The organism is Amazonocrinis nigriterrae CENA67, assembly GCF_016056305.1.
Taxonomy (GTDB): domain Bacteria; phylum Cyanobacteriota; class Cyanobacteriia; order Cyanobacteriales; family Nostocaceae; genus Amazonocrinis; species Amazonocrinis nigriterrae.
Window position 1 is genome coordinate 27,977 of sequence record NZ_JAECZC010000046.1, and the last position, 23,137, is coordinate 51,113.

The 23,137-nt window shown below is 41.9% G+C and carries 22 protein-coding genes and 2 pseudogenes; 7 read left to right on the top strand and 17 right to left on the bottom strand.

Annotated features, from left to right (window positions below; translation table 11 throughout):
- Positions 1-97: 97 nt before the first annotated feature.
- The 8 genes from I8748_RS20460 to der all read right to left on the bottom strand — a co-directional run bounded on the left by I8748_RS20460 (position 98) and on the right by der (position 8,953).
- On the bottom strand, positions 98-2,779 hold the full coding sequence (locus I8748_RS20460) for a DEAD/DEAH box helicase (RefSeq protein ID WP_198126395.1): 2,682 nt from the start codon (positions 2,777-2,779) through the stop codon (positions 98-100).
- 140 nt (positions 2,780-2,919) lie between these two features.
- Complete coding sequence (gene proC / locus I8748_RS20465; protein ID WP_198126396.1) at positions 2,920-3,735, bottom strand: pyrroline-5-carboxylate reductase; 816 nt, start codon at positions 3,733-3,735, stop codon at positions 2,920-2,922.
- 93 nt (positions 3,736-3,828) lie between these two features.
- Positions 3,829-4,425: a cell division protein SepF gene (locus I8748_RS20470; protein ID WP_198126397.1), complete on the bottom strand. Its 597-nt coding sequence runs from the start codon at positions 4,423-4,425 to the stop codon at positions 3,829-3,831.
- A gap of 362 nt (positions 4,426-4,787) precedes the next feature.
- Positions 4,788-5,456, bottom strand: coding sequence for a YggS family pyridoxal phosphate-dependent enzyme (locus tag I8748_RS20475; RefSeq protein WP_198126398.1), 669 nt, complete (start codon positions 5,454-5,456; stop codon positions 4,788-4,790).
- Positions 5,453-5,731 (bottom strand): transcriptional coactivator PipX, encoded by a 279-nt coding sequence (gene pipX, locus I8748_RS20480; protein ID WP_096556082.1) that lies wholly within the window; start codon positions 5,729-5,731, stop codon positions 5,453-5,455. The genes I8748_RS20475 and pipX overlap by 4 nt, the downstream gene beginning before the upstream one ends.
- Before the next feature lie 452 nt (positions 5,732-6,183).
- A complete protein-coding gene (locus tag I8748_RS20485) occupies positions 6,184-6,381 on the bottom strand; it encodes a hypothetical protein (protein WP_198126399.1) in 198 nt (65 codons plus the stop codon).
- A gap of 196 nt (positions 6,382-6,577) precedes the next feature.
- Positions 6,578-7,504 (bottom strand): energy-coupling factor transporter transmembrane component T family protein, encoded by a 927-nt coding sequence (locus I8748_RS20490; RefSeq protein WP_198126400.1) that lies wholly within the window; start codon positions 7,502-7,504, stop codon positions 6,578-6,580.
- Between the two features lie 87 nt (positions 7,505-7,591).
- Positions 7,592-8,953 (bottom strand): ribosome biogenesis GTPase Der, encoded by a 1,362-nt coding sequence (gene der / locus I8748_RS20495; RefSeq protein WP_198126401.1) that lies wholly within the window; start codon positions 8,951-8,953, stop codon positions 7,592-7,594.
- A gap of 157 nt (positions 8,954-9,110) precedes the next feature.
- Here der and I8748_RS20500 point away from each other — a divergent pair, with 157 nt between their 5' ends.
- On the top strand, positions 9,111-9,971 hold the full coding sequence (locus I8748_RS20500) for a metallophosphoesterase (protein WP_198126402.1): 861 nt from the start codon (positions 9,111-9,113) through the stop codon (positions 9,969-9,971).
- Positions 9,972-10,217: 246 nt separating this feature from the next.
- Here the strand turns inward: I8748_RS20500 and tnpA are convergent.
- Positions 10,218-10,659: pseudogene (gene tnpA, locus I8748_RS20505) on the bottom strand (IS200/IS605 family transposase).
- A 145-nt stretch (positions 10,660-10,804) separates the two neighbouring features.
- Here tnpA and I8748_RS20510 point away from each other — a divergent pair.
- Positions 10,805-11,017, top strand: a complete 213-nt coding sequence (locus tag I8748_RS20510; RefSeq protein ID WP_198126416.1) for a DUF433 domain-containing protein — start codon at positions 10,805-10,807, stop codon at positions 11,015-11,017.
- 32 nt (positions 11,018-11,049) lie between these two features.
- Positions 11,050-11,367, top strand: a pseudogene (locus I8748_RS20515) (DUF5615 family PIN-like protein); the annotation flags it as partial.
- A gap of 105 nt (positions 11,368-11,472) precedes the next feature.
- Here the strand turns inward: I8748_RS20515 and I8748_RS20520 are convergent.
- The 5 genes from I8748_RS20520 to I8748_RS20540 all read right to left on the bottom strand — a co-directional run bounded on the left by I8748_RS20520 (position 11,473) and on the right by I8748_RS20540 (position 15,611).
- Positions 11,473-11,940: a DUF4189 domain-containing protein gene (locus tag I8748_RS20520; protein WP_198126403.1), complete on the bottom strand. Its 468-nt coding sequence runs from the start codon at positions 11,938-11,940 to the stop codon at positions 11,473-11,475.
- 57 nt (positions 11,941-11,997) lie between these two features.
- The gene (gene plsY / locus I8748_RS20525) at positions 11,998-12,678 is read right to left on the bottom strand and encodes a glycerol-3-phosphate 1-O-acyltransferase PlsY (RefSeq protein ID WP_198126404.1); all 681 of its coding nucleotides are present in this window, start codon (positions 12,676-12,678) and stop codon (positions 11,998-12,000) included.
- A gap of 105 nt (positions 12,679-12,783) precedes the next feature.
- Positions 12,784-14,067 (bottom strand): DUF3086 domain-containing protein, encoded by a 1,284-nt coding sequence (locus I8748_RS20530; RefSeq protein WP_198126405.1) that lies wholly within the window; start codon positions 14,065-14,067, stop codon positions 12,784-12,786.
- Between the two features lie 140 nt (positions 14,068-14,207).
- Positions 14,208-14,624: a DUF3119 family protein gene (locus I8748_RS20535; RefSeq protein ID WP_198126406.1), complete on the bottom strand. Its 417-nt coding sequence runs from the start codon at positions 14,622-14,624 to the stop codon at positions 14,208-14,210.
- Between the two features lie 189 nt (positions 14,625-14,813).
- Complete coding sequence (locus I8748_RS20540; protein ID WP_198126407.1) at positions 14,814-15,611, bottom strand: MlaE family lipid ABC transporter permease subunit; 798 nt, start codon at positions 15,609-15,611, stop codon at positions 14,814-14,816.
- 437 nt (positions 15,612-16,048) lie between these two features.
- On the opposite strand from I8748_RS20540, the gene I8748_RS20545 reads away from it, so the two are divergent.
- From I8748_RS20545 to aroH, 3 genes are all read left to right on the top strand, one after another.
- Positions 16,049-16,345, top strand: coding sequence for a hypothetical protein (locus tag I8748_RS20545; RefSeq protein WP_198126408.1), 297 nt, complete (start codon positions 16,049-16,051; stop codon positions 16,343-16,345).
- 682 nt (positions 16,346-17,027) lie between these two features.
- Positions 17,028-17,849: a signal peptide peptidase SppA gene (gene sppA / locus I8748_RS20550; protein ID WP_198126409.1), complete on the top strand. Its 822-nt coding sequence runs from the start codon at positions 17,028-17,030 to the stop codon at positions 17,847-17,849.
- Between the two features lie 129 nt (positions 17,850-17,978).
- Positions 17,979-18,380 carry a chorismate mutase gene (gene aroH, locus I8748_RS20555; protein ID WP_214662679.1) on the top strand — a complete coding sequence of 134 codons (402 nt, stop codon included), beginning with the start codon at positions 17,979-17,981 and terminating at the stop codon, positions 18,378-18,380.
- A gap of 215 nt (positions 18,381-18,595) precedes the next feature.
- Here aroH and I8748_RS20560 read toward each other — a convergent pair whose 3' ends face one another.
- On the bottom strand, positions 18,596-19,705 hold the full coding sequence (locus I8748_RS20560; protein WP_198126411.1) for a PstS family phosphate ABC transporter substrate-binding protein: 1,110 nt from the start codon (positions 19,703-19,705) through the stop codon (positions 18,596-18,598).
- A 255-nt stretch (positions 19,706-19,960) separates the two neighbouring features.
- Between I8748_RS20560 and I8748_RS20565 the strand changes: the two genes are divergently transcribed.
- Positions 19,961-21,271 carry a serine/threonine-protein kinase gene (locus I8748_RS20565; RefSeq protein WP_198126412.1) on the top strand — a complete coding sequence of 437 codons (1,311 nt, stop codon included), beginning with the start codon at positions 19,961-19,963 and terminating at the stop codon, positions 21,269-21,271.
- Positions 21,272-21,388: 117 nt separating this feature from the next.
- Here I8748_RS20565 and I8748_RS20570 read toward each other — a convergent pair whose 3' ends face one another.
- Entirely contained in the window at positions 21,389-21,595 is a 207-nt protein-coding gene (locus I8748_RS20570) for a hypothetical protein (RefSeq protein ID WP_198126417.1), read from the bottom strand.
- A gap of 353 nt (positions 21,596-21,948) precedes the next feature.
- A complete protein-coding gene (gene crtR / locus I8748_RS20575) occupies positions 21,949-22,839 on the bottom strand; it encodes a beta-carotene hydroxylase (protein ID WP_198126413.1) in 891 nt (296 codons plus the stop codon).
- Between the last annotated feature and the right edge of the window lie 298 nt (positions 22,840-23,137).

The following is a 23,137-nucleotide window of genomic DNA, read 5'->3' on the forward strand; positions in this document are numbered from 1 at the left end:
AGCATTTACAATTGACTGTTTTAGAGCATATTGTTTTAGCCCAATTTTTGCATCAAGGGGCAAATACCTGTATAGATAAAATCTGCCCCCAGTGAATTTATTCAACGACTTCATTAACTGGAAATCGATCAATTAATTGCATCGCTCGATAGGCATTGCGCTGCAAAGAATTTGGTATATTGGGAACATGAGGTATCTGTGATAATAAATCCAAACTCCGGCGTAGAATTCTCACTACATCACCTTCATCTAAGGTAGTGCTATCGCACAATTCTGGCCACTCCATTCCTAATGCCCACTGTTCCACAAGGGCTATTAAATTGATATATCGATTTTCCAAGCCTACAGGCAGTGCTACACCATGTCTGTACTGTACCTTTAATACTGAACGACGAATTGGTTGTAATCTAGACCAAGCTTGATCTACTTCCGAGGAAAGCTCAAAGTTAACCTTGGTGTCAGGACGTGGTGTTTCTGTGACTAAAGCGGCGATGACTGCTGCAAGATGGTGCGGATCTAACTGGTCTAATTCTCCACTAGCAAGTGCTAAACCGAGCCACAATTCATTTTCTCCGCGAATTGCTGCGGCAATTTGTCCTAAGTGTGTTGGTACTAAGTTATCCAAACAGCCAAAATGTTGCAAAATCGTGATTAGATTGAGAAATTCTTCCCAATGCCGTTGTGACTGTTGCTCTACTTGAGTTTGTAATTGTTCCAGTTCGGCTTCTAGTTCTACATAACGCGCCCTGCGCTTGAAAAAGGTTGCAGCATTGCCTGATTGATGTAAGGGATGATTTTCTAATTGCTCTTGTATGGCGGTTACACGACTGAGTTGTTCTGCAACTTCCGGTGACATGTACGCAGATTCTTGTGTATCAGGAATGCATTGAGCGATCGCAAATGTTTGTTCATTGCCACGGCGTGATTGCCCTGGTTTTAAGGGCATCTCTGGTGGTGGTAAGATATCCGGTGGCACTTCTACGCGCGGTAATTCGGCGTATAACTCAACGACATCTGAAGTAGTTGCCACATACCAGCGATTATCATTGCCTAAGCATACCAAGTAAGGTGCTTGACCGGAACCTGGTGATTTTCCTACCAACACTGCTGTTACAGGTGAAGAAACTGTAATATTTTTACCTTTGAGACTCAGCAGCGTTCCCGAAACAGCAAAGCTCAACATCATGGCCAATTGTTCTTGTTTGTCTTCCTGCGCTTGCTCTTGCAGGGTTTTCAACAATTGGCGTTCTACTTTCAAGCGTTGCCGCAATTTCTCATAAATCGCCAGTTCATTTTCATCAACTGCGGCAATTTGCTCTTGGAGTTGAGCTAATTGTGCTTGAATTTCGGCAATCTCATCGTAATCTGGACGTAAATGCAACGTTGCCATGTACTGCCCAAAACTGCGTTCGATCAGTTCTTTGGCTTGCTCCAAGGTATGAGTTTGCAGTAAGTTCAAAACCATGCCGTAGCTAGGCGTAAATTGACTAACTAACGGGTCTGGTTTTGATGTAGCCAAATACGCTGCTTCTTTGGCTCCTTCAAAGGGAGTTTGTAGTGTCACCACATGACCTTGTTTATCCATCCCCCGACGACCTGCGCGTCCTGCCATTTGCAGAAATTCGGAAGCGTTCAACAAGCGGTGTCCGGTGTCGGTACGTTTGGAAAGGGTGGAAATTACCGTTGTCCGCGCCGGCATGTTAATGCCTGCGGCTAAAGTTTCCGTGGCGAATACTACTTTAATTAGTCCCTGTTGAAACAATTCTTCTACTAGAACTTTCCACGCTGGTAAAATGCCGGCATGGTGGGCAGCAATTCCCCGGTAGAGGGGGGCAATTTGTCCAGAACGCCCAGCTTCAGGATTGCGGCTTAAAAATTCATCAATTTGTCGCCGTAAAATCTGAGACTCATCATTATCTACCAGCCATAAATCCCCTACTTCCTCTACTGCTTTATCACATCCCCGGCGGCTGAAGATAAAGTAAATTGCCGGTAGCATATCCCGTTGCTGGAGGTGGCTGAGAGTATAACTTAAACTAGGAGCTTCTGGTCTACCAGCTTTGCCTCTGTCTCCTTGTCTCCTTTTTCCCCTGTTAGTAAGGCGGGGGTTAATTTTGGTTTTCTCATCATTGAGCAGGGGAAACAGCCCTTTAGGATTACAAAAGTGAAATTCTAAGGGGACTGGGCGAAAATCAGAATAAATTAAATCAGTCGGGCCGTGAACGCGGTTTAACCAATCGGTAAGTTGGTCGCTATTAGCAACAGTTGCCGAAAGAGCTACCAGTTGAACTTCACGGGGACAATAGATAATTGATTCTTCCCAAACTGTACCTCGTTGGCGATCGTTCATGTAGTGGCACTCATCCAGTACCACCGCTTCCACGTCTACAAGAGAGATACCAACTTGCCCAATGGGTGTGCCATAGAGCATATTCCGAAAAATTTCCGTGGTCATCACCAAAATTGGTGCATCTCTGTTAATGGAGGCATCTCCAGTTAACAGTCCCACTTGCTCAAAGCCGAATTTCTCTCGAAAGTCGCGTAATTTTTGATTCGACAGCGCCTTCAAGGGAGTGGTGTAAAATACACGTTTACCTCGCGACAAAGCGCGATAAATGGCGTATTCGCCTACTAATGTTTTGCCCGAACCAGTGGGGGCGCATACAACAACAGAGCGTCCAGCGTTCAGGGACGCGATCGCATCTTTTTGGAATTGATCCAGTTCAAAGGGAAATATCAACCCTAAGTCAAGTTCTGGAGACGGCGCGGGATAATTCACTCAATCACATTTGCAACCAGACTGTTTACTATATTAACGAGTCTTTTGTCAACTTCGTTAGGTTAAGAGTGAGGAGTTAGGAGTTAAAAGTTATGAATTTTAACTCCTAACTCCTCACTCCTAACTTCTAACTCTTGATTTTATTTTCCCAGTTCTTGAGATCGTTGTGCAGCAGCTTTGACTGCTTCTATTAAAGCTGAACGAAATCCTGCTCGTTCTAACTGGGCAATGCCGGCAATTGTTGTGCCGCCGGGACTGGTAACACGGTCTTTTAGTTCTGCTGGATGGATTTTGGATTCTTCTAACAGTTTGGCTGTTCCCAGTACGGTTTGCAGGGCTAGTTGGTTGGCAATTGCTCTGGGTAAACCTGCTGCTACTCCTCCGTCAGCGAGCGCTTCCACCATCAAGGCGACGTAAGCGGGGCCACTACCAGATAGTCCTGTCACTGCATCCATCAAGGTTTCGGAAACTTCTACAACTTCGCCCACCGCCGAAAAAATTTGCTGTGCTGTTTGCTGGTGCTTGCTGTTGGTGTATGCACCTAAACACATGGCGGTCATTCCTGCCCCTACGGTTGCTGGGGTATTGGGCATGGCTCTAATGATTGGCAATTGCGGGAAAGCTGCTTCTAGCTGACTTAGGGGCACTCCCGCTAAAATAGAAATTACTAAGGGTGAGTGTTCTGTGTCGATAATAATAGCCGCTAATTCTTGAGCGATCGCGGTGAACACCTGTGGTTTCACAGCTAAAAATACCACTTCACTCGCTTGGCTGAAAACCAAACTATTATCTGCGGTTACAGTCACATCATACTGCCGCTGCAAAAAACCCTGCCGTGCTGGTAAGGGTTCGCTGACTATGACTTCCGAAGGTTGATAAATTCCGTGGGTAAGCAGGCGGGATAACAACGCTTCTCCCATTACCCCACCACCAATTAAGCCAAATTTAATACTCATTAATTATATAGTCATCAGTCAATTGTCATTAGTCAATTGTCATTTGTATCAGGACAAAGGACAAATGACAAAGGACTAACAACTAATTTAACTTTATTGTGCCATCCGGTTGGGTTCGTTGCCCCAGGTTTGGCCCGAATTTGCAGCAGGACGTGAAGGACGAGCAGGCGGTTGTGGTACTTCATGAATAACTCCACCTTGAGTGCTAACTTGCACGCAGCTCGGCGTAAACAAAAAGATGCTTTCTCCGATACGCTCTTGATGTCCATCTAGTGCGTAAGTCCCACCTGCCACAAAATCTACTGCTCGCTGTGCTTGGTCGGGATCCATGATAGTTAAATTTAATACTACTGACTTGCGCTCACGTAATGCTTGAATTGCTTGGGGCATTTCTTCAAATGTACGTGGTTCAAGTACTAATACTTCTGAAATTCCGTTAATTGCTCCTGGCATACCTATTACATTCCCCATTGTAGACTTGGTTCCGGTTGCTACATCATCACCCATTGTAGGCGCGGGTTCTCGCCAACGTCTATTTTGAGCAGTAGCTTCTGCTGGTGCTGGCTGGGGATTCTCTTGTTGATACAGATTTTGGTAGTTATCTGTATCTGGCTCTTCTTCGTAGTATTCGTATTCAACTTGTTCGTTTAGACCTACAAAGTCTCTAAGCTTGGAAAATATATTGTTCATTGTTTACGCTCCTAGTACAAATTACCTTATTGATATGGCTATTAGCTGATGTAGCCAGCTGTTGACGCTACAAAGGGCGGACAATTTAGTAATTTTATCGTTGTTTGTAGCCTCTATTACAGCTATTGGTGATGAAATAGCGCTTACGGGAACGCCTGTAGATTAACCTAGATACAATAATGAGTCAAGATTATATCTTAATGATTGTCCGAAACCAAGACGAGTTTAGCGCCTTTTTTCTTACTATTTACTTTTGTTCATAGTAAATAAATAGTAATATAAAACACAAGTAACTAGTATTGGTCGTCCGTAGTTAATCCTAGGTGTATTAATACTACAACTCAACTCAAAGACCTTGTACCCTAGGTGCGCTCGCCGAACAATATAGTTCCTAATCGTACCATCGTTGCCCCAGCTTGCACTGCCAGCTGGTAGTCGCCTGACATACCCATTGATAATTGCTGCATTTTAATATGAGGCCAATTTTGTGACTCAATTTCTTTGGCCAAATGATAAGTGCTATTAAATACACTGAGATTTTCCGCATCATTTAATCCTAAAGGCGGAATTGTCATCAAACCTTGAATTTGTAAATTTTTACACTGATTGAGTGCAGGTAAATCAGCTAATAGTTCTGACACACTCCAACCCGACTTATTAGGGTCTGGGAGAATTTTCACTTGTAGGCAAACTTGGAGATGCACTCCTAGCTCTTGTGCTAATTGATTTAATCGCTGTGCGAGCTTTAAATTATCTACAGAGTGAATCCACTGAAATAGCTCAATGGCTTTTTTGGCTTTATTACTTTGCAAATGTCCAATGAAGTGCCAGGTAATATCCGATAAGTCATGCAACTCGGTTTGTTTACTGGCAGCTTCTTGGATACGATTTTCGCCGAAATCACGAATTCCGGCAGCATAAGCAGAGCGAATAACTTCAGCAGGTACTTGCTTGCTAACAGCAATCAATCGTACTGAAGGCGGAAGTGAGGCGCGAATAGTGGTAATACGTTCGCTAATGGAACTGGTCATTGGAAGGTGCGTTGGAAAACACTCTGAAGCTGATCGTACTCCTGAGATTGACCACTGCGACGCAGGGTACGCAAACGATTTTCCAACAACATTCTGGCTTCTGTACGTCCTATAGGTTGAAATTTAATACCTTTAACATCATTTGCCACCAAAAAAAACAAACGTTGGGCATAAAGTGTAGTGAATAGATCCTGGTTTTCGTCAACCATACAGATTCTATAAAGCAAACCCCAAGTAGGATGATTTATGTAAGTCTCTGAGTTTTCTGGATTCATTTAATAGTCAAGGTAGGAGTATATATCTCTTTTCGCAGTTGAGGGCATATATTCAGACGATAATACCTTTCTTTAGCCCGAATATTTGTGCATAGTTGTGCGAAACTCAGCAATTTCAGGACTTACGCAGCTAGATTATTTGTTGAGGTTGGCAATATGGAATAGGGGAGCCACTGCGGTCTTAGGCAAAGCGCGATCGCGCAGTGGCTTCCCCATATCCAGCCCAAACCCATGATTTATCATTTCCCATGCGTAAGTCGTAAATTTTTGCCGTTTAATAATGGTTCAGAAGACCTTGATCTAGTCGCTAATGAGCAGATGAGGCTAACAGTGAGGAAAGCGACGGTTTGTGTGTTACCAAGCTTTTTCTTCTACAAAGAGTTTTCCCAATGCAAAAGAACTGTTTCGACAACCCCAGCTGCAAAGGGTAGACACGCATTGTAAAGCAGAACTCACAAAGTAGCAGCTTGTTGATCGATATCCCGATTTAGCCTTGGTGATTCATACTCAGTTGCCATTGATGATACAGAAAAACTTCTATGCTCTTGTTTGAAGCTCTCAGTGACAACGAGATATACCTTTTGAAATTTTCCAGGCCAAAAGCCGACTCTCATACTTCTGTTTGCTCTAACTTCTCTCCATGTTGCCATAATTATCGCTTGACGGAGCAAAATAGCCAAGTTTGTCAGTTGTCAGTTGTCATTTGTCAGTCGTTAGGATTTATTTCTCCCCTGCTCCTCTGCTCCCCTGTGCCCCTAATCCCCACTCCCTTTCGGTCGTGGGGGCCCCGAGTTCCCCTGCTCCTCTGCTTCCCCTGCTCCCTGCCCCATGCCCAATGCCCAATATTTAAAATTGATTTCCTAAAACTACCCTGATTCCCCAAAATAGGGTTAAAGTTGCGATCGCTAGCCAGTCCCACGCTTTTAAACGTAATTCATGCCATTTGACTCGATGTTCGTTAGGACTGGTGAAACCTCGCACCATCATAGCATTAGCCATTTGTTCTGCTCTTAATAACAGATTCTCTAACAATCGCTCTGCTACTATCATCCAAACTTTCACTGTTCCTTTCAACCCTAGCTTTTTCCAGTTAATCGCCCTTGTCATCACAGAACGAACTAAATTTTGCACTTCTTCTAAAACCAGGGGAATAAACCGCAAGGACAAAGTTAAAGTCAAAGTAATTTCAGTTACAGGTAACTTTAACCGTCGCAGTGGCTGCATCAAGCTTTCAATAGCAGAGGTAATTTCTTCTGGTGCGGTTGTCAGTAGATAAAGGTTAGTACTATATATCACTGTGAACAAAATCGTACTCAGGCGCACTGCTAAATCTAAAGAACGGCGAGTGACTTTGACTGGCCCTTTGTGAAACAAAATGTAACTATATTTTTTATGATCACTTGCTGGTTCTGTGACAACTTGAGAATTCTTAGCGTTTGCTGGTTGAGTCAAGACTTGTTCGTTAGCAGGTAAGCGCGGCTGATAATCTATACCTAATCCATCAGGACTAACTGCACCAATAATCAAAACTAAAAATGAGAGTGTCAACAGCCAACCCATTTGTTGCTGCCACACTCGCCTAGGTATTCTGGCAAATAAGGTAAAAAGAATCAACAGTACTACCAGCAATATGCGCCATTCGTTGGTGGCAAAACTATAGCTAGTCAAAAAGCTCATCAACCAAGCAATCTTGACTCGTGGATCGAGTTTATGTAGCCAAGTTTGCGGCTGTTCTAAGTATAGTCCTAGTGGTAGCGATCGCAGTAAATCCATTTTAAAGTTAGGAGTTAGCAGTTAAAAGTTAACAGTTAGGAATCTTGACTTTAACTCATAACTCCTGACTCCTAACTCATAACTTGATTAAACGCGAGTTGCTCGGTTAACGCTACCACTTTCCACATCTCGGACTTTTTTGCTACGCCAGAGTAAGCGTATGGGAGTACCTTTAAATCCTAGTTGTTGACGAAATTGCCTTTCTATGTATCGACGATAGTTGTCGTTGAAACGTTTGGCGTCGTTGACAAATAAAGCGATCGTTGGTGGTTGCGTACTCACTTGCGTACCATAATAAATTCTACCTTGACGACCACCGCGCGAGGTTGGGGGGGAGTGCCAGCTGACAGCATCTTCTAATACTTCGTTAATAACTGACGTGCTGACACGGCGTTTGTGTGACTCAGCGGCTTGATTGACAAATTCTAAAATCTTTTCTACCCGTTGTCCTGTTAAAGCACTGACAAAAATGGTTTCTGCCCATTCGGTAAAATGTAACCGTTCTTGCAGACTTTTTTCGTAGTCGTAGATTGTGTATGAGTCTTTTTCGACTGCATCCCACTTATTCACAACGATGATACAAGCTCGACCTTCTTCAATAATTCGTCCTGCTAATTTTTGGTCTTGCTCAGTCACTCCATCAAGGGCATCTAATACTAATAAAACCACATCGGCACGACGAATCGCTTTGAAGGCACGGTTAATGCTAAAGAATTCCGGGCCGTAGTCTACGTTTTTCTTTTTACGAATACCTGCGGTGTCAATCAAGCGATAGGTTTGCCCTTCTCGTTCGATTACAGTATCAATTGCATCGCGGGTCGTACCAGAAATCGGGCTGACAATTACCCTTTGTTCTCCCACAAAACTATTCAGTAAACTTGATTTACCTACATTGGGGCGACCGACAATTGCCACTTTAATTTCATTATTTTCCGGTATTTCCTCGACTGTGGGAATGTGCTTAATTAACTCGTCGAGGATTTCTCCTGTACCGTTACCATGAATGGCGGAGACGGGGTAAGGTTCACCCAATCCTAATTCCCAAAATTCAGCAGCTTGAATTAAGCCTTGTTCTGGAGATTCACATTTATTCACAGCCAGTAAGACGGGTACTGGTTGAGTACGCAACCATTCGGCTATTTCTAAATCAGCCGAATTTGGGCCAGCTTGACCGTCTACTACAAAAATAGCAGCACTGGCTTCGGTGAGGGCGGCTAATGCTTGTTGGCGAATCAGTGGCAGGAATTCGGTATCATCGTTAAATACCAAACCGCCTGTATCTACGACTAAAAATTCGCGATCGCGCCAGTAAGCCGGCATATAAGTGCGATCGCGTGTCACACCCGGTTCATCGTGGACAATCGCCGTTTGTTCCCCGGCGAGACGATTAACCAGGGTGGATTTGCCCACATTCGGGCGTCCGATAATTGCAACAATTGGCAGTCCCATAAACCCAGGATAAGTAGGAGATGTAGTATATCACATCTCTTTATTTTAGCTACTTTAATTCTGTATTTAATTTCTCAACCCCAAAGATGATTATCCGTCAAATTTAAAGGAATAGGATAACGGAGAATCTGGCAGTCACATCAAAGGAGATTGTGCCTTGAGAAATCGTAAGTGGCTTGTAAAAGCCAGTAAATCAGCCTGGCGATTTTTAGGATGGTGTCTTTTGTTATGCTTATGTACCTTACTGTACGCCAAGTTGATTGAACCGAATTGGATTGAGGTTAAATCTTTACAACTGACTCTACCGCACTTGGCATCAGAATTTAACGGCTATCGCGTTGTGCAAATCAGCGATATTCATCGCGATCAATGGATGACTCCACAGCGAATACAGCGTATTGTCCACCTAGTCAATAGCCAGAAACCAGATATAGTAGCAATTACAGGGGATTTCATCACTCGTCATTCGCCAAGCTTAATTTCTTCTCTTGGGGTTCCTTTAGCTCAACTCACACCCAAAGACAAGACTGTGGCAGTATTAGGCAATCATGACCACGAGAACGACACTAAAGCAATTATACAAGTACTAACACAAAGCGGTGTATACCTCCTTAGTAATGATGTTTACACCATCCAGCGGGGTAGTGCAATGCTGCATATCGCTGGGGTAGATGATGTGGGGATGGGTAAAGGCCGTTTAGATTTAGTTATGCAGCAGTTACCCAATGAGGGAGGGGCTATTTTACTAGCACACGAACCAGACTTTGTTAATATCAGTGCTGCTACAAAAAGGTTTGACTTGCAGTTATCGGGACATTCTCACGGTGGACAAGTGCGTTTACCTTTTTTCAAGCCGCCGGTTTTACCGCCTTGGGGTAAACAATATTACTGGGGAAAATATCAAGTAGGAAATATGTTTTTGTACACTAACCGCGGGTTAGGAATGACAGGACTGCATTTGCGATTTTTTGCGCGTCCTGAAATTACGGTGTTTACTTTGGTTGCACCTACGAAATAGTAGGTTTTTGCCATCCCATTTTACGCATCTTTAGTAGCGAGGTAATGAATCATTATTGTTTTAGTCATCTTCAAGATGACTTTTGCTATTAGCCATAGGTTTCTAACCTATGGCGGGTAATCGGTTGGATGCAAGATTTCCAATGTGATTACTGAATGTTGGCTTTACCCACAAGTCCGCCTCAGAATTAATTCTGAGGCTAATAGCTCAACTCAGCTAAAGCTGACTGTTATGAAATAAGTATCATTAGTTAATATGAGTGGGTTTTGGTGCATCATCTTCGTGATGAAGACGTTCCAACGATGCAATTATTGTTCCATTTAAATGATGCATTTTTTGATTTTTTACATACATAACAGCTTGCTCAAGTTGTTTGCTTCCTAGAGAAAAAACACCATATCCGCGTTGCCAGCAAAATAAATCTTGTGAAGGCAAAACATGATTCAGATAATGAGTACTACTGCCTTTAATATTTTGCACAAAATCAGAGATAGAAAGTTTAGGTGGAATAGAAGCAACTAAATGAACGTGGTTGTCTGTACCACCCATTCCATGGATAATGCAACCAAGCGCATCAGCTTTGCCAATGATATAATTGTAAAGCTGGCTTTCACGTTCGGGTAAAATTAGTGGCTGACGTTCTTTTGTCGCCCAAACAAGATGATAATGAAAGTCGCCACAAAGCCATTTAAGTAACTTTTGTTAGAGATTGCTTGCTTTTAGTATTCCCCAAAATTGCTAAAAATCTTCAAATTGAATTGAGCTTAGTTACTATAAAAACATTTGAGTACAACAAGTTGTCACTAATTATGGAAAATACATGATTACAAAGAATCACAATAGATCAGAATATATGTCATGGTAAACCTTGTATTCGAGGACTGCGCTATCCTGTGGAGTTTATTCTGGAATTACTCAGTTCTGGTATGAGTATTGATGATATACTAGCCGATTATGATGATTTAGAACGCGACGATATTCTTGCTGCTTTGTTATTTGCACCTCGTTTGACTCAAGTGAAAAGCATCTACAACGTAGTTAAATGAATTTTCTAGTAGATGCATAGTTACCAGTACGTCTAGCGCGGCTTTTGCAATCAGTCGGTTATGATACCATTCATACCCAAGATTTACCAAAACAAAATATCACAACTGATGTAGAAATTAATGCTATCTCAATTCAAAAAAATCATATTGTTGTGACTAAAGATAGAGACTTTTTTGATTCATTTATAATTTCCCAAGAACCTTATAAGCTTCTATTGGTAACTACAGGCAACATCACAAATGCAGAACTTATAACTTTATTTATAAATAACCTACCCCAGTTAAATGAACTATTCCAGCAATATTCGTTAATGGAAATTAACTACAATACTATTATTGTTCATCAGTAGTTGATTACCAAAAGTGGCATTATAATGATTGCTGCCTGAAATGATAGTGTTAGTGTAGAGGAAAACCGAAAGCTACACGAATATCGGATGCTCATATTTCAAGCTTTACTCATTGACTGGAATTAATACTGGGCCGTTATCAATTAATTGATATCTAGCTTCTCTGGTGAAAACAACTCGACAATTTACACCACCATAATTTTTGCAGGTTTGTAGAGCATACCGCGCTGCGATCGCTCTACCTTTTCTTGGCTGTGTGGTATCATATCCCCAACCTGTACCATAAGCACCGTTAGAACCAACTGCTAAGGCTCCCCAAGCATTTTTAAACCATAATGGTACTGAACAATCTTGAGCGCGAGATTGTTGTTTGCAATTATAAAGCGCACCTCTTTCGGCTTCTTGGCGTGATGAACCTGTTGCTGAGGCGTAAACTCTTGTTGAGGAGGAGTAAGCGATCGCTCCATACAAATCTGGGGTAGACTGAGCTTGAGCAACCTGTGTCAACCCAGGTATAATTGATAACGCTGTAGCTGCTGCGAATAAAGTTTTTTGTAATGTATTTGCCAACATAATTTTTAATTGACCTCTAGTAGCGAACTACAAGTCTATATGTAGGCATTTCGGATTTTATGCAGTTTGTTCTGGTTCGGTTGCTAACTTCTGTCCAATTTTTGGTTCTGTTCCAGCAAGCAGTCGCTCAATATTACCACGGTGGCGCAAAATTACATACAAACCACCGACAATACCAAACAGCACATAAGGTAATGGTAGGTGGAAAACTAGCATGAAAATGGAAACAGCGATCGCACCTGCAATGGAACTTAAAGATACAATCCGCGATATCGCCACTACTACAGCAAACACACCCACTGTTGCTAAACCTACCTGCCAACTCATTGCTAACAAAATTCCTAAACTGGTAGCAACAGATTTACCGCCAGTAAAGCCCAAAAAAATCGATTTACTGTGTCCAAGGATGGCAGCTAAACCAGCTAGAGTTACTAACCAAGGTTGCCACAGTTTGACATCTACCTGTGGTGGGATTAAATTTTGACTCTCAGCAAAGTTAAATAACCAGTAAACGAGAGCGATCGCTAATACTCCCTTCAAGCTATCAATTACTAAAACGAATGCTCCTGGCCCTTTGCCCAAAGTTCTTAAGACATTAGTTGCACCAGTGGAACCGGAACCAACTTCTCGAATATCAATACCTTTTAACTGCTTGACAGCTATGTAGCCAGTGGGAAAAGAACCCAGCAAGTAAGCTAAAAGCAGTATTACCCCAGATAAAGTTAACCAAATAGCCATAAAAATTTAAAAACAGTCAATAGTCCATAGTCAATAGTCTATAGTCTATGGCCCTAAAATTTTTGACTGTTAACTGTTGACTGTTGACTGTTGACTGTTGACTACTCAAAAATCATTATCATAATTTCTCACTGTTTTGGGGTCTGGGGCAAAGGCTAACCACAGCGGGAATTGCAGCAGTGCTAGACTGATTTGCTCTTCAGAATCATCAATCAGAATCAAAGGTAATTGATTGGCTTTTACTAAGCGGTCTGCTTTCTGCGCTAAAGCTTCTGGCGTTTCAAATAATACTACTCCACGATCAGGGCCAAAGTCTGGGCGACCTATGCCTAGACAGTCTTGCAGACCACGCCGCCATTCACCTAGGCGTTCTGGTGTATTAGCTAAAACTAGTGTACGGACGCGATCGCCGTACAGCTTGTGTAGGATTGAAATTGCTGCTGAAGCAATCAAAATATTCTGTAAGCGGCTACCCATCGTCCGCAAAGCACCCCGTCCGCCTTGGGTAAAAAACCAATTAGAAACTCGTTCGGCGTGGACGGGTTCAAAGGTGCGGCGCAGTTGCCACGCGGGGCCATAATAATCTGGTTGGCTGCGGTACTGTTCTATTAAGCGGCGAATTTGCTTTGTGGTATCTTGAAACTGCTGTGCCGCAAACTGTGGTATTGCTGGCTGGGGTTCAGCTTGCTTAGTTTCTTTGACAGTTGGTTTTTCGCGTTCTGTGATAGCAGGAACTAGTTGCAACTGCTCTGCCGCTGCTGCCAAATCCTGTAAACTACCCGTAAGATAATCTTTAAAGCCCTGTACCCGAATAGCTAAGTCTTGGGATGCTCCGGCAAAAGTGGTACGCATTTCGTTGCGAATACGTTCTTGACGGCGTTCTAGCTGTTCTACAGCAATTTGCAACGTCTGTTTGCGTTGTTCTAACTGCACTAGTGACTCTTGCACAATTCGTCCCAGTGAGTTTTGAGTTTCACTAACTTGTGTTTGAAGAGCTTTGTAAGAATTTTGTAAGTTGGCTATTTCTTCTTTGAGAGCTGCTTCAGTACGTTGCAACTCTGCCACTCGCTGTGCTGCTTGTGCGTATAGTGAATTATTGTCTGATGCTAATTCTGTTTCTGACCCCAAGGCGGCAGTTTCCGCTTCTGACTGTACAGCAAACTCAGCATCTGGCTCTTCACCAGAATTTGCCACTTCAGTATTTGAGGTGGAAGGCTGAGAATTTGCGTAATTTAGTTGTGTCTCAACTGATGAAGTTTGCCCTTCTGTTTCCAGAACTGACTCTCTAGATGAGTTTTCTAAAGGATGTTCACCTATAGAGTTTTGTTCTTGTTCTTGCTCTAACCACTCATCAATTGGTTCTGGGGTTTGAGATTCCTCGGAGTTCATAAATAATAGTGCAATTCCTATGGCGCGAATAAATAGCTTTAAGCAATATACAACTGACTTGGCTAGAAAGTGCTGAGTACTGAGTGCTGAGTGCTGAGTCCTCGTATATACTATGTGTAATTAGTTACTTTAATTACTTGCTAAATACGTGGGCAACGTTGTTCTAGGCAAGTTTTTAGGGTGTTGGGGTCGAACAAAATCGGTAAAAAATGAATGCTGTTGATTTCTTTAAAATAAAATAAGACAGGAAATCTATTCCAGAAAATACGCCAATTTTGCCATTCTCGGTAGGGGAAACGCCGGATTAATTTTTCGCCTCTGTAAAGATCTAAATCTGTGGCGGTAAATTGCAAACGCAAAGTTACAGTTTGAAACAAAAGAAATAACCCAAGCAATGCGATCGCCCCTCCTACTAGAGGTTGCACAATCAGTAGTGGGATAGCGCTAATCACCAACACTATAGGGATATTGTAGCTAGGTTTGAGTTCCACGGTTGATGCCAAGTTAGGCGCAAATGAACTGCTCATAGCTGCAAATCCTACTTTATTACTAAACATCTTTCTTATTTTAGGAGTTAGGAGGCGCGAAGTTAGGAGTTAGGAGTTAGGAGTTAGGAGTTAGGAGTTAGGAGTTAGGAGTTAGGAGTTAGGAGTGAAGAATAATTCTCCCATCTCCCCATCTCCCCTGCACCGAAAGCACCCCTGCTCCTCTGCTCCCCTGCTCCCCTGCACCGAAAGCTCCCTGTTCTAAAACCCTTGCAAAAGTGCGCTGCCAGTTCCCTGAAACATTAACCATGAAAGAAAGAAGTTGCTAATAAATATAATCAGCAAAGCCGTAACAACAGCAGTTGTAGTTGATTGTCCTACGCCTTTGGCTCCTCCGGTGGTCGTCAAGCCCCAACTGCAACCAATTACGGCAATTAATAAGCCAAAGCAACATGCTTTGATCATGGCGCTACAAATATCCCAGATGCCTACCAAGTTACGAGCTGAATCTAGAAATACGGTGTCGGAGAGACTGTAAATATTTGTTGCAATTATCAATCCTCCTGCCATACCTGTGATCAAAGACAGAAGAGTTAAAATTGGCAACATCACACAACAAGCAAGTAAGCGTGGGATAACTAGGTAATCAATTGGATCAGTTCTTAACATCAACATGGCATCGATTTGTTCTGTCACCCGCATAGTACCTATTTCCGCTGCAAAGGCAGAACCAACTCGTCCGGCTAAAACGACCGCAGTCAGCACGGGTGAAAGTTCTCGTGTTAATGCTACTGCCAATACTCCGCCGACAATATTGCCGGCACCAAAGTTGATAAATTCCCGTGCCACCTGAATGGTAAACACTGCACCGACAAAAACAGCTGTCAATAAGGCTATAAAAACAGAATCTGGCCCAACTGTTGCCATTTGCTCTAAAGTGTTGCGCCAATTGATTTTGCCCTTTAGTAAGTGAACTATTACTTGTCCACCTAAAAAAATCGCTGCCAGCAACCGCTGACTCCATGCCCCTAAACTGGATTTGGATGTAGTCTCGCTCAATGTTCTTTAGCTAACTCGGTAACTGCCTTTAAGGATAGCGGAATTTATTAGTCAATTGTCAGTTGTCAGTTGTCAGGAGTAAAGAATTATCGCCCTCATCCCCCTCATCTCCCCTGCTCCCCTGCACCGAAAGCACCCCATCCGCTGCCAAAACATTAACTTAAATTAAAGCTGCTCTCAGAAAATACAGCTGGGCTGAGATTATGTTTTCAGGGCTTGCTGCAAAGTCACTTAGAGACTAAGCACGATTTTGCAAGGGTTTTATAGATTTTGGAACTGATTGGAACCAAATGCATTTTGTGTAATAAGTAACCGTTTATTTTAATGAAAACTTAAGATTTTTGACATCTTGGTTGCGATGGAGCGATCGCACGTATTGTAGAAGATGACGTTTAACTTTTCGGCTGTTGTTCTGTTAATTTGTGGAGTCTGCCTATATGAGCATTTTTACTAACTTCCTACGTTCCCTGCTACTCACGATTATTTTCAGCTTTGCCGCTCCCATGTTCTTAGCTGGCGGCTTATTGCTGGTTTTAACTCTTATGGGCTACATACCGTGGTTACAAGCAGCAAGTGAAATCAGTGCTACTCGTATAGTACATTTTCTCTCTATCTTTGGCAGCGGAAACGCCTTTCATGGCATAGTTGTGATTAGCTTGACTTGTAGTTTTGTGGGTGCATTATTTGATACGTACGCTTACTATCGGTGTCAAATTTTACGCATAGATTCATAAGTGAGTCAAAGGCGATCATTTGGCTGTTAACGATTAATGAAGAGTCGAAGATACTTCTAGCCACAACTGAATAGGAATTAGCATTTTTGAATTTTTATATAAATGCATTGATTACATAAGAATTTATAAATATAATCATCTCTTGCTTAAGGCTTCAGTTGCTCACGTTGGAGTATGGATTGAGGAAACTGTAACTCTGGAGACAAGACGCATTCAACAATATATAAGTTACTGTTGCTAGTCTTCAATCAGCAGACCTCAATACATCTAGACCCTTTGTGTATAAACTTAGGGTTTGGTATTTTCTGTGGTCTCAAAACCTGAGAGCTTATTTATTAAGTATCAATAATTTTGCTTGCGGGCATAATCAAGAGCAAAACATTGTTACAACAAAGCTTAAAACCCTATATTTTTTGTTTGACACTATTCCCTACTCGTAACTCCTTACTCCCTGAAATCGAGTAGAAGAGTATTCAAAACGACTTGACATAACATTCTCTCAAGGATTCGATGAGTAGTTGGTTGATAATGGCAAATCAACTGACACGCAAAAACTAAAAATTTAATTAAAATTCGGAATAGTACAATGCCTGTTGATTTTTCTGAATAGAACAAACAAAAGTAGGTCATTTGACCGCTGGGCATTTTATATTGAGATTATTACGAGGTTTTTTAACTACTCATGGTTTGGCCTTTCAAGTCCAAGTTTCGTAAACAAATTGCCCGGATTGAAATTACTGGTGCGATCGCAGGTTCTACTCGCAAACGCGTATTAGAAGCCTTGAAAACCGTAGAAGAAAAAAAGTTTCCCGCTTTACTTCTACGCATTGATAGTCCTGGCGGTACAGTTGGAGATTCTCAAGAAATCTACAGTGCCCTCAAGAGTTTGCGTAAAAAAACCAAAATTGTTGCCAGCTTTGGCAATATTTCAGCTTCTGGTGGTGTCTACATCGGCATGGGAGCCGAACACATCATGGCTAACCCAGGGACAATCACGGGTAGCATTGGTGTAATTTTGCGGGGAAATAACTTAGAACGCCTATTAGAAAAAATTGGTGTTTCTTTCAAAGTCATTAAATCCGGCCCCTACAAAGATATTTTGGCATTCGACCGGGAATTAACCGAACCAGAAGAAAATATTCTGCAAGAGTTGATTGACACAAGTTATCAGCAATTTGTGCAAACAGTAGCTGAGGCACGTTCTTTGGCTGTAGAAACTGTGAAAAGTTTCGCTGATGGTCGGATTTTTACCGGACAACAAGCTCTAGAATTGGGTGTAGTAGACCGTCTGGGAACAGAAGAAGATGCACGTCGCTGGACGGCAGAATTGGTTAATCTTGATCCTGACAAAACACCTTGTTATACGCTAGAAGAACGGAAACCTTTATTGAGTCGTGTTTTGCCTGGAAGTCGTCAGGTTTCGTCAAGACTAGGCGCAGGTATTGACTGGCTCGAATTTGAAATGTCTACCAGTGGTTTACCACTGTGGTTATATCGACCATAAATGGTCAGTTGTCAGTTGTTAGTTGTTAGTAGTCAGTAGTTAGTTGTTTTTCACTACTAACTACTGACTACTGACTAATGACTAATGACTAATTACTAAATTAAGGAGGATTTTGGCGTGGAGTGGCAAATGCGGGCTATTCGCGGAGCAACAACCGTTTCAGAGAATACCATTGAAGCAATCCGAGAATCTGTAACGGAGTTATTAGATGAATTAGAAAGGCAAAATCAACTCCAGCCAGAGGATATGATTAGTGTCACTTTCTCGGTGACAAAGGATCTGGATGCAATTTTTCCAGCTGCGATCGCTAGAGCGCGTCCTGGTTGGGATAATGTGGCCATGTTAGATGTACAGCAAATGCACGTTGAGGGTAGTTTACAGCGCTGCATCCGGTTTTTAATCCATGCTTATCTACCAACTTCCACCCTCATTCACCACATCTATCTGCGCCACGCCAGAAATTTGCGTCCAGACTGGAGTTTACCTCAGTCATTACAAGCATCACAACCAGCAGTTAAGTCAAAAGTGTAAAATCCTAACGTAAATTCCATGTAAAAATTTATAGCACATGGTAAGTATAGACCGGATGATTGGGGAACTCCAAGAAATAATTTATCCCAGTGAAATTAGGGGCGGGTTCACAAATATCCTCGCTTAATCAGAAACAATATTTATTAACCTGCCCCTACTCATAACTTTTGACCATTAACTGTGAACAGTGGGATATTTTTTGATTTGGAAGTCCCTTAATGCCTTCGGTTCCAAGCTACTGGCTTCTGAATTTTTTCTGGCACAAAGCCAGCTTGCTCAATCGCCTTTTGCCCTTGTTCGGTCTCTAAAAATCTAGTATAAGCTTCTCCGACTTGTTGCTCCCTACCTTTGTTTTGCTTAATAATCACAAGCAATTTTGTGGTAACTGGATAACTACCATCTTTGATGACTTCAGTGTTGAACTGATTGCGCTTTTGCGGACACTGGTTTGCTGGTACTAGGGGTTCACGGTATGGGGGAATGAGTTGACCAGAAGTAAAACCAAGGGGTAGAGGCTTGACCATGCATTGATGCACTATTCCTCTAGCAGAAGCATAATACACACCGCCAGGAGTTTGGTTGACACGCCGCAGCGCTTCTGTGGAAGAGTAGACATACTGCACATTAGAGCCGAGGGCTTGCTTGTCCAAAACTTGCTTACCAGAAACTAATAGCACGTCGGCATCTTCTGGATACTGGGAAAAAGGGGTAATAGGAAGGTCTGGGCCGTTCACCTGCTTCCAGTTAGTAATCTGTCCGAGATAAATTTGCTGTAATTGCTCTACAGTTAAACCTGCCACTTCAAGGGCTGGATTAACCACTACTGCTATGCCGTCAATACCAATCTGGTGTTGCTCAAGTGTAAAACCTCGCTGGCGAGCTATTTCTTGTTCTTCAGATGTCAAGGGTCGAGAAGACCCTGTGAAATCCAATTTACCATCAAGCAACATACGGATACCAGATCCGGAACCAGGGCTATCCTTTGTGGGATTTACATAGCGTAACTGTAGCTCTGGGCGAGTAAACTGGATCTGAGAATCTACGAGTTGCCTAATGGGTGCCCAGGCAGTACTTCCACCGTAGTTGAAGGAACCACTGGGAACATCTGTAACGAATTTAAAACTGGAACCAGCAGCAAAAGAAGTGTTTTCTACATGTTGACTTGAGGAAGAGAAAGCACCCTTATCGACCTGGAGGCGAGGTCTTAGCCATAACCAAAGTCCACCAATGATTGCAATTGTGACTAGTTCGCCAATCACCAAACCTCTGATCATCTGTATAGCGTCTTGGCTAAGTGAGACACTTTTTCTGCTATCATTAGTCATCTTTGTCTTCCTGATTATAAAATCGGTCTTAAACAAGATAAGATCAGCTCAAGAGGAACTTTTTGAACTGCTGCTCATTTCACCCTTTGTCTAAACCTCTTGCAACTGCTTAACGCATTCTTCATGAAGTTCAGATAAGGCTTTCAGCAATTTACAACTAGCTTCCTAATTAAAAACGATATATTATTTTGATTTTGCACGCACACAAGTTTTTTAAGTAAAGTTACTTAATGCAGCCGTTAGGGACAATGTAACATGTTAGGCAGCAAGTTACTAGGAGAGCGCTACCAGGTTGTTAAAGTTTTAAGTGAAGGTGCGTTTTGTCATACCTACATGGTGGAAGACACTTACCTCTCTCATCGTCCCAACCGTGTTATCAAGCATTTCTTACCAAGGAATAGATATTCTATACCAGTAGAAATCCGTAGGCGCTTATTTAACCGAGAAGTAGAAGCCCTCAAACAACTGAGCAATTCTGACTTAGTGCCTCATCTTTTGGCTGATTTTGAAGATAATCTGGAATTCTATTTGGTACAAGAGTTCATTGAAGGGCATCCCCTCAGCGAGGAACTGTCCCGTGGTCGCTGTTGGTCTGAAACCAAAGTTTTTCAACTACTGCAAGAGATTTTAGGCATCCTAGATTTTGTTCACAGTTACGGGCTAATTCATCGAGATGTCAAGCCGAGTAATATCATTAGACGCAAGCAGGATAATCGCTTAGTGCTGATTGATTTTGGTGCTGTCAAGCCAATTTGGAATCAATTGATCATAGGTCAAAGAGAAACCTCGATCTTTACTTCCATTGAACAATACACCACGATCGCGATCGGTACACCAGGCTATATGCCTAATGAGCAACAGCGAGGCAAACCGCACCCTAATAGTGATATTTATGCTTTGGGGATGATTGGTATCCAAGCACTAACGGGTGTACATCCAACACAACTACCAGAAGATCCCAATACAGGTGAAGTTATTTGGCAAAACTTGGTGCAAGTTAGTCCTGGGTTAGCTTCGGTACTTAACAAAATGGTGCGCTATCACTTTCAAGACAGATATAAATCGGCAAAAGAAGCATTGAAAGCACTTTGGTCAATTAGCGATTTATACCAAGCGAAACAGGAGTTCAATTCTACTACATTCAATCCTCAAACTTTCTCATACAAACAGGACACAAATAAATCTTTTGAAAGCAATGTATCATCCACTGTAAGCAACCAAACTAGCGATAATATGCTACCAGATACGCTTTTACCAATAACTAATATTTACCCGCCAATGCAGGAATTAGCCCCTAATATATTACAGTCTTACACCCCATCGCTAGGAAAAGATACTAATCAAATTTTTGGTGAGCATCTATCATCATCACTCTTAGATAATCAAACAAGCAAGACTAATATTTCGATTATTTCTCAGAAATCTCCTTTGCTGATTGGCTTGATAGTAGGTGCTGTCTCTGGGCTAGTTCTAATGGTTGTGAGTTACTGGTTTGTACAGATTATTTCCCCTGATCCGAAAATTGAAAACTTACGAATTCAAACACCCAAGAAATCACTTCAGTAACTCGCTTTATAAAAATATGCCATTGTAATTTTTCTAGCTTTCTAGTGATAATTGACAGTTATAAGTCATCAACTTAAAGCAAGATAATTTATTTCTTGGAGTTACTTTAATTGAGGATTATGGTTGTCTTTGTTTAATTATTGATTGATTAGGCTGAGATTGTACACTATCTCTGTGGATTAAAAACGCTACAATCCCTACTACAACTAAGTTAGTAATTATAAGCGCAAGGGCACTCCAAATCCCAATTTTTACCTTTGATTTCTCTGTCAGATTATCTGCTGGCTTATCTGTTAATTCAGTTGAGTAGGGTTTGCGGTTCATAAGTGTTCTCCACAACAACCTAGTTGATATTACCTTATTCTACCGCCACTAGATAGATATACACTGTGTTTATACCCATTTGTAATTAAAACTTGCTTCCACAAGTCTTTATCTAAAGGTTTTCCACTAAGTGATTCTACGAAACTGAAGCGTTAGATGACGAGTTAATCTGAGATTATGGCATTTTTTCATACTGTCAGGACTTACGCACAGGTCATGCAATAACGAACCACAAAGAACACAAAGGACACGAAGGAAAGAGGGTTTGAAAGAGTTTTTGCGTAAGTCCTGTATGTGTATCAGAATTTTCGTAAAATGGTATATGGCTTGAATTTGTTGGTAAATAATTTAGGTTATTCTTTGTGGTGATGAAACCTAATTCCTAAAAAAATGTCGTAAACAAACTCAAAGAAGTCTTTTCTTTGTAATAGTCCTGAAGTTTGGTAACATCCTTTTTCATCTAAAAGTGGCTTCATCACATAATACGCAGGTTGATAATTATACCAAGGTATGGAAGGCCACAAATGATGAATTAAGTGGTAATTTTGTCCTAAAATCAGGATATTCAGAATTGGATTAGGATAGACGCGGGCATTTTTCCAGCGATCGCGCTCCACAAAGGGACGATGTGGTAAATAATCGAAAAATAAGCCCAGTGCTATGCCCACTATAAAGGCTGGGATGAACCAAAAATTAAGTATATATCCCAAAAAGTGATACTGAACTGAAATATAAACAATCACACCAATTATCAAACGGCTGATAAACCATTCTAGTAGCTCATATTTGCGCCACAGTCGCCGCTGAAAGAAAAATACTTCGTGGTATAAAAACCGCACTGCAATCAACCACAGCGGCCCCCCTGTAGAGACGTAATGATCTGGGTCGTCTTTGGGATGATTGACATGGGCGTGATGCTGTAAATGCACTCGTGTAAACACTGGAAAGGCAAAAGCCAATATCAAAGCACTGCCATGACCTAGCATTGCATTTATAACTCGGTTGCGATGGGCAGATTGATGACAGGCATCATGAATCACCGTTCCCGCACAATGTAAGGCGATGGTGTTAATACTAAAGCACAACCAGTGCGGCCATTGCCAAAGCCAATAACCAAAATTAGATATTACCAGCATTGCCACGGCTGCTAAAAACAGTAACAATGTGGGATTGAAATCACCAGGAGGCGCTAAAAATTCCTTGGGCGGGATTTTCAGTGACTTCTGTGCCTCCAATGTGAACATTCGTAACTCCTTGTTGATCAAACATTACGAATATACGACAAATATTAGGGCTAAATAAACTTTTGTAAAATTTTGTATAGCAAGATTTATCTACATCTTTACTTATCAGCAGATGAATAGCGCTATGATTCCAGACGAGAGCTAAGTCTTTGCTGCTTGGTCAGGTGTGCGAAATTGTCACCAAATAGTTGATCAGAAAAACTCCTTCTGAGGGAGGATGGAACCCAGTTTGGTGTACGATATCTACTCTATCCCAAAGCTTCTAGGAAAGATGGGGGGATGGGGGATTGGGGGATGG

Excerpts from the sequence above, each read along its gene's own strand:
- proC (WP_198126396.1), bottom strand. The coding sequence starts at position 3,735 with ATGAGTATTAAATTTGGCTTAATTGGTGGTGGGGTAATGGGAGAAGCG.
- I8748_RS20470 (WP_198126397.1), bottom strand. The coding sequence starts at position 4,425 with ATGAACAATATATTTTCCAAGCTTAGAGACTTTGTAGGTCTAAACGAA.
- I8748_RS20475 (WP_198126398.1), bottom strand. The coding sequence starts at position 5,456 with ATGACCAGTTCCATTAGCGAACGTATTACCACTATTCGCGCCTCACTT.
- pipX (WP_096556082.1), bottom strand. The coding sequence starts at position 5,731 with ATGAATCCAGAAAACTCAGAGACTTACATAAATCATCCTACTTGGGGT.
- I8748_RS20485 (WP_198126399.1), bottom strand. The coding sequence starts at position 6,381 with ATGGCAACATGGAGAGAAGTTAGAGCAAACAGAAGTATGAGAGTCGGC.
- I8748_RS20490 (WP_198126400.1), bottom strand. The coding sequence starts at position 7,504 with ATGGATTTACTGCGATCGCTACCACTAGGACTATACTTAGAACAGCCG.
- der (WP_198126401.1), bottom strand. The coding sequence starts at position 8,953 with ATGGGACTGCCAATTGTTGCAATTATCGGACGCCCGAATGTGGGCAAA.
- I8748_RS20520 (WP_198126403.1), bottom strand. The coding sequence starts at position 11,940 with ATGTTGGCAAATACATTACAAAAAACTTTATTCGCAGCAGCTACAGCG.
- plsY (WP_198126404.1), bottom strand. The coding sequence starts at position 12,678 with ATGGCTATTTGGTTAACTTTATCTGGGGTAATACTGCTTTTAGCTTAC.
- I8748_RS20530 (WP_198126405.1), bottom strand. The coding sequence starts at position 14,067 with ATGAACTCCGAGGAATCTCAAACCCCAGAACCAATTGATGAGTGGTTA.
- I8748_RS20535 (WP_198126406.1), bottom strand. The coding sequence starts at position 14,624 with ATGTTTAGTAATAAAGTAGGATTTGCAGCTATGAGCAGTTCATTTGCG.
- I8748_RS20545 (WP_198126408.1), top strand. The coding sequence starts at position 16,049 with ATGAGCATTTTTACTAACTTCCTACGTTCCCTGCTACTCACGATTATT.
- sppA (WP_198126409.1), top strand. The coding sequence starts at position 17,028 with ATGGTTTGGCCTTTCAAGTCCAAGTTTCGTAAACAAATTGCCCGGATT.
- aroH (WP_214662679.1), top strand. The coding sequence starts at position 17,979 with ATGCGGGCTATTCGCGGAGCAACAACCGTTTCAGAGAATACCATTGAA.
- I8748_RS20560 (WP_198126411.1), bottom strand. The coding sequence starts at position 19,705 with ATGACTAATGATAGCAGAAAAAGTGTCTCACTTAGCCAAGACGCTATA.
- I8748_RS20565 (WP_198126412.1), top strand. The coding sequence starts at position 19,961 with ATGTTAGGCAGCAAGTTACTAGGAGAGCGCTACCAGGTTGTTAAAGTT.
- I8748_RS20570 (WP_198126417.1), bottom strand. The coding sequence starts at position 21,595 with ATGAACCGCAAACCCTACTCAACTGAATTAACAGATAAGCCAGCAGAT.
- crtR (WP_198126413.1), bottom strand. The coding sequence starts at position 22,839 with ATGTTCACATTGGAGGCACAGAAGTCACTGAAAATCCCGCCCAAGGAA.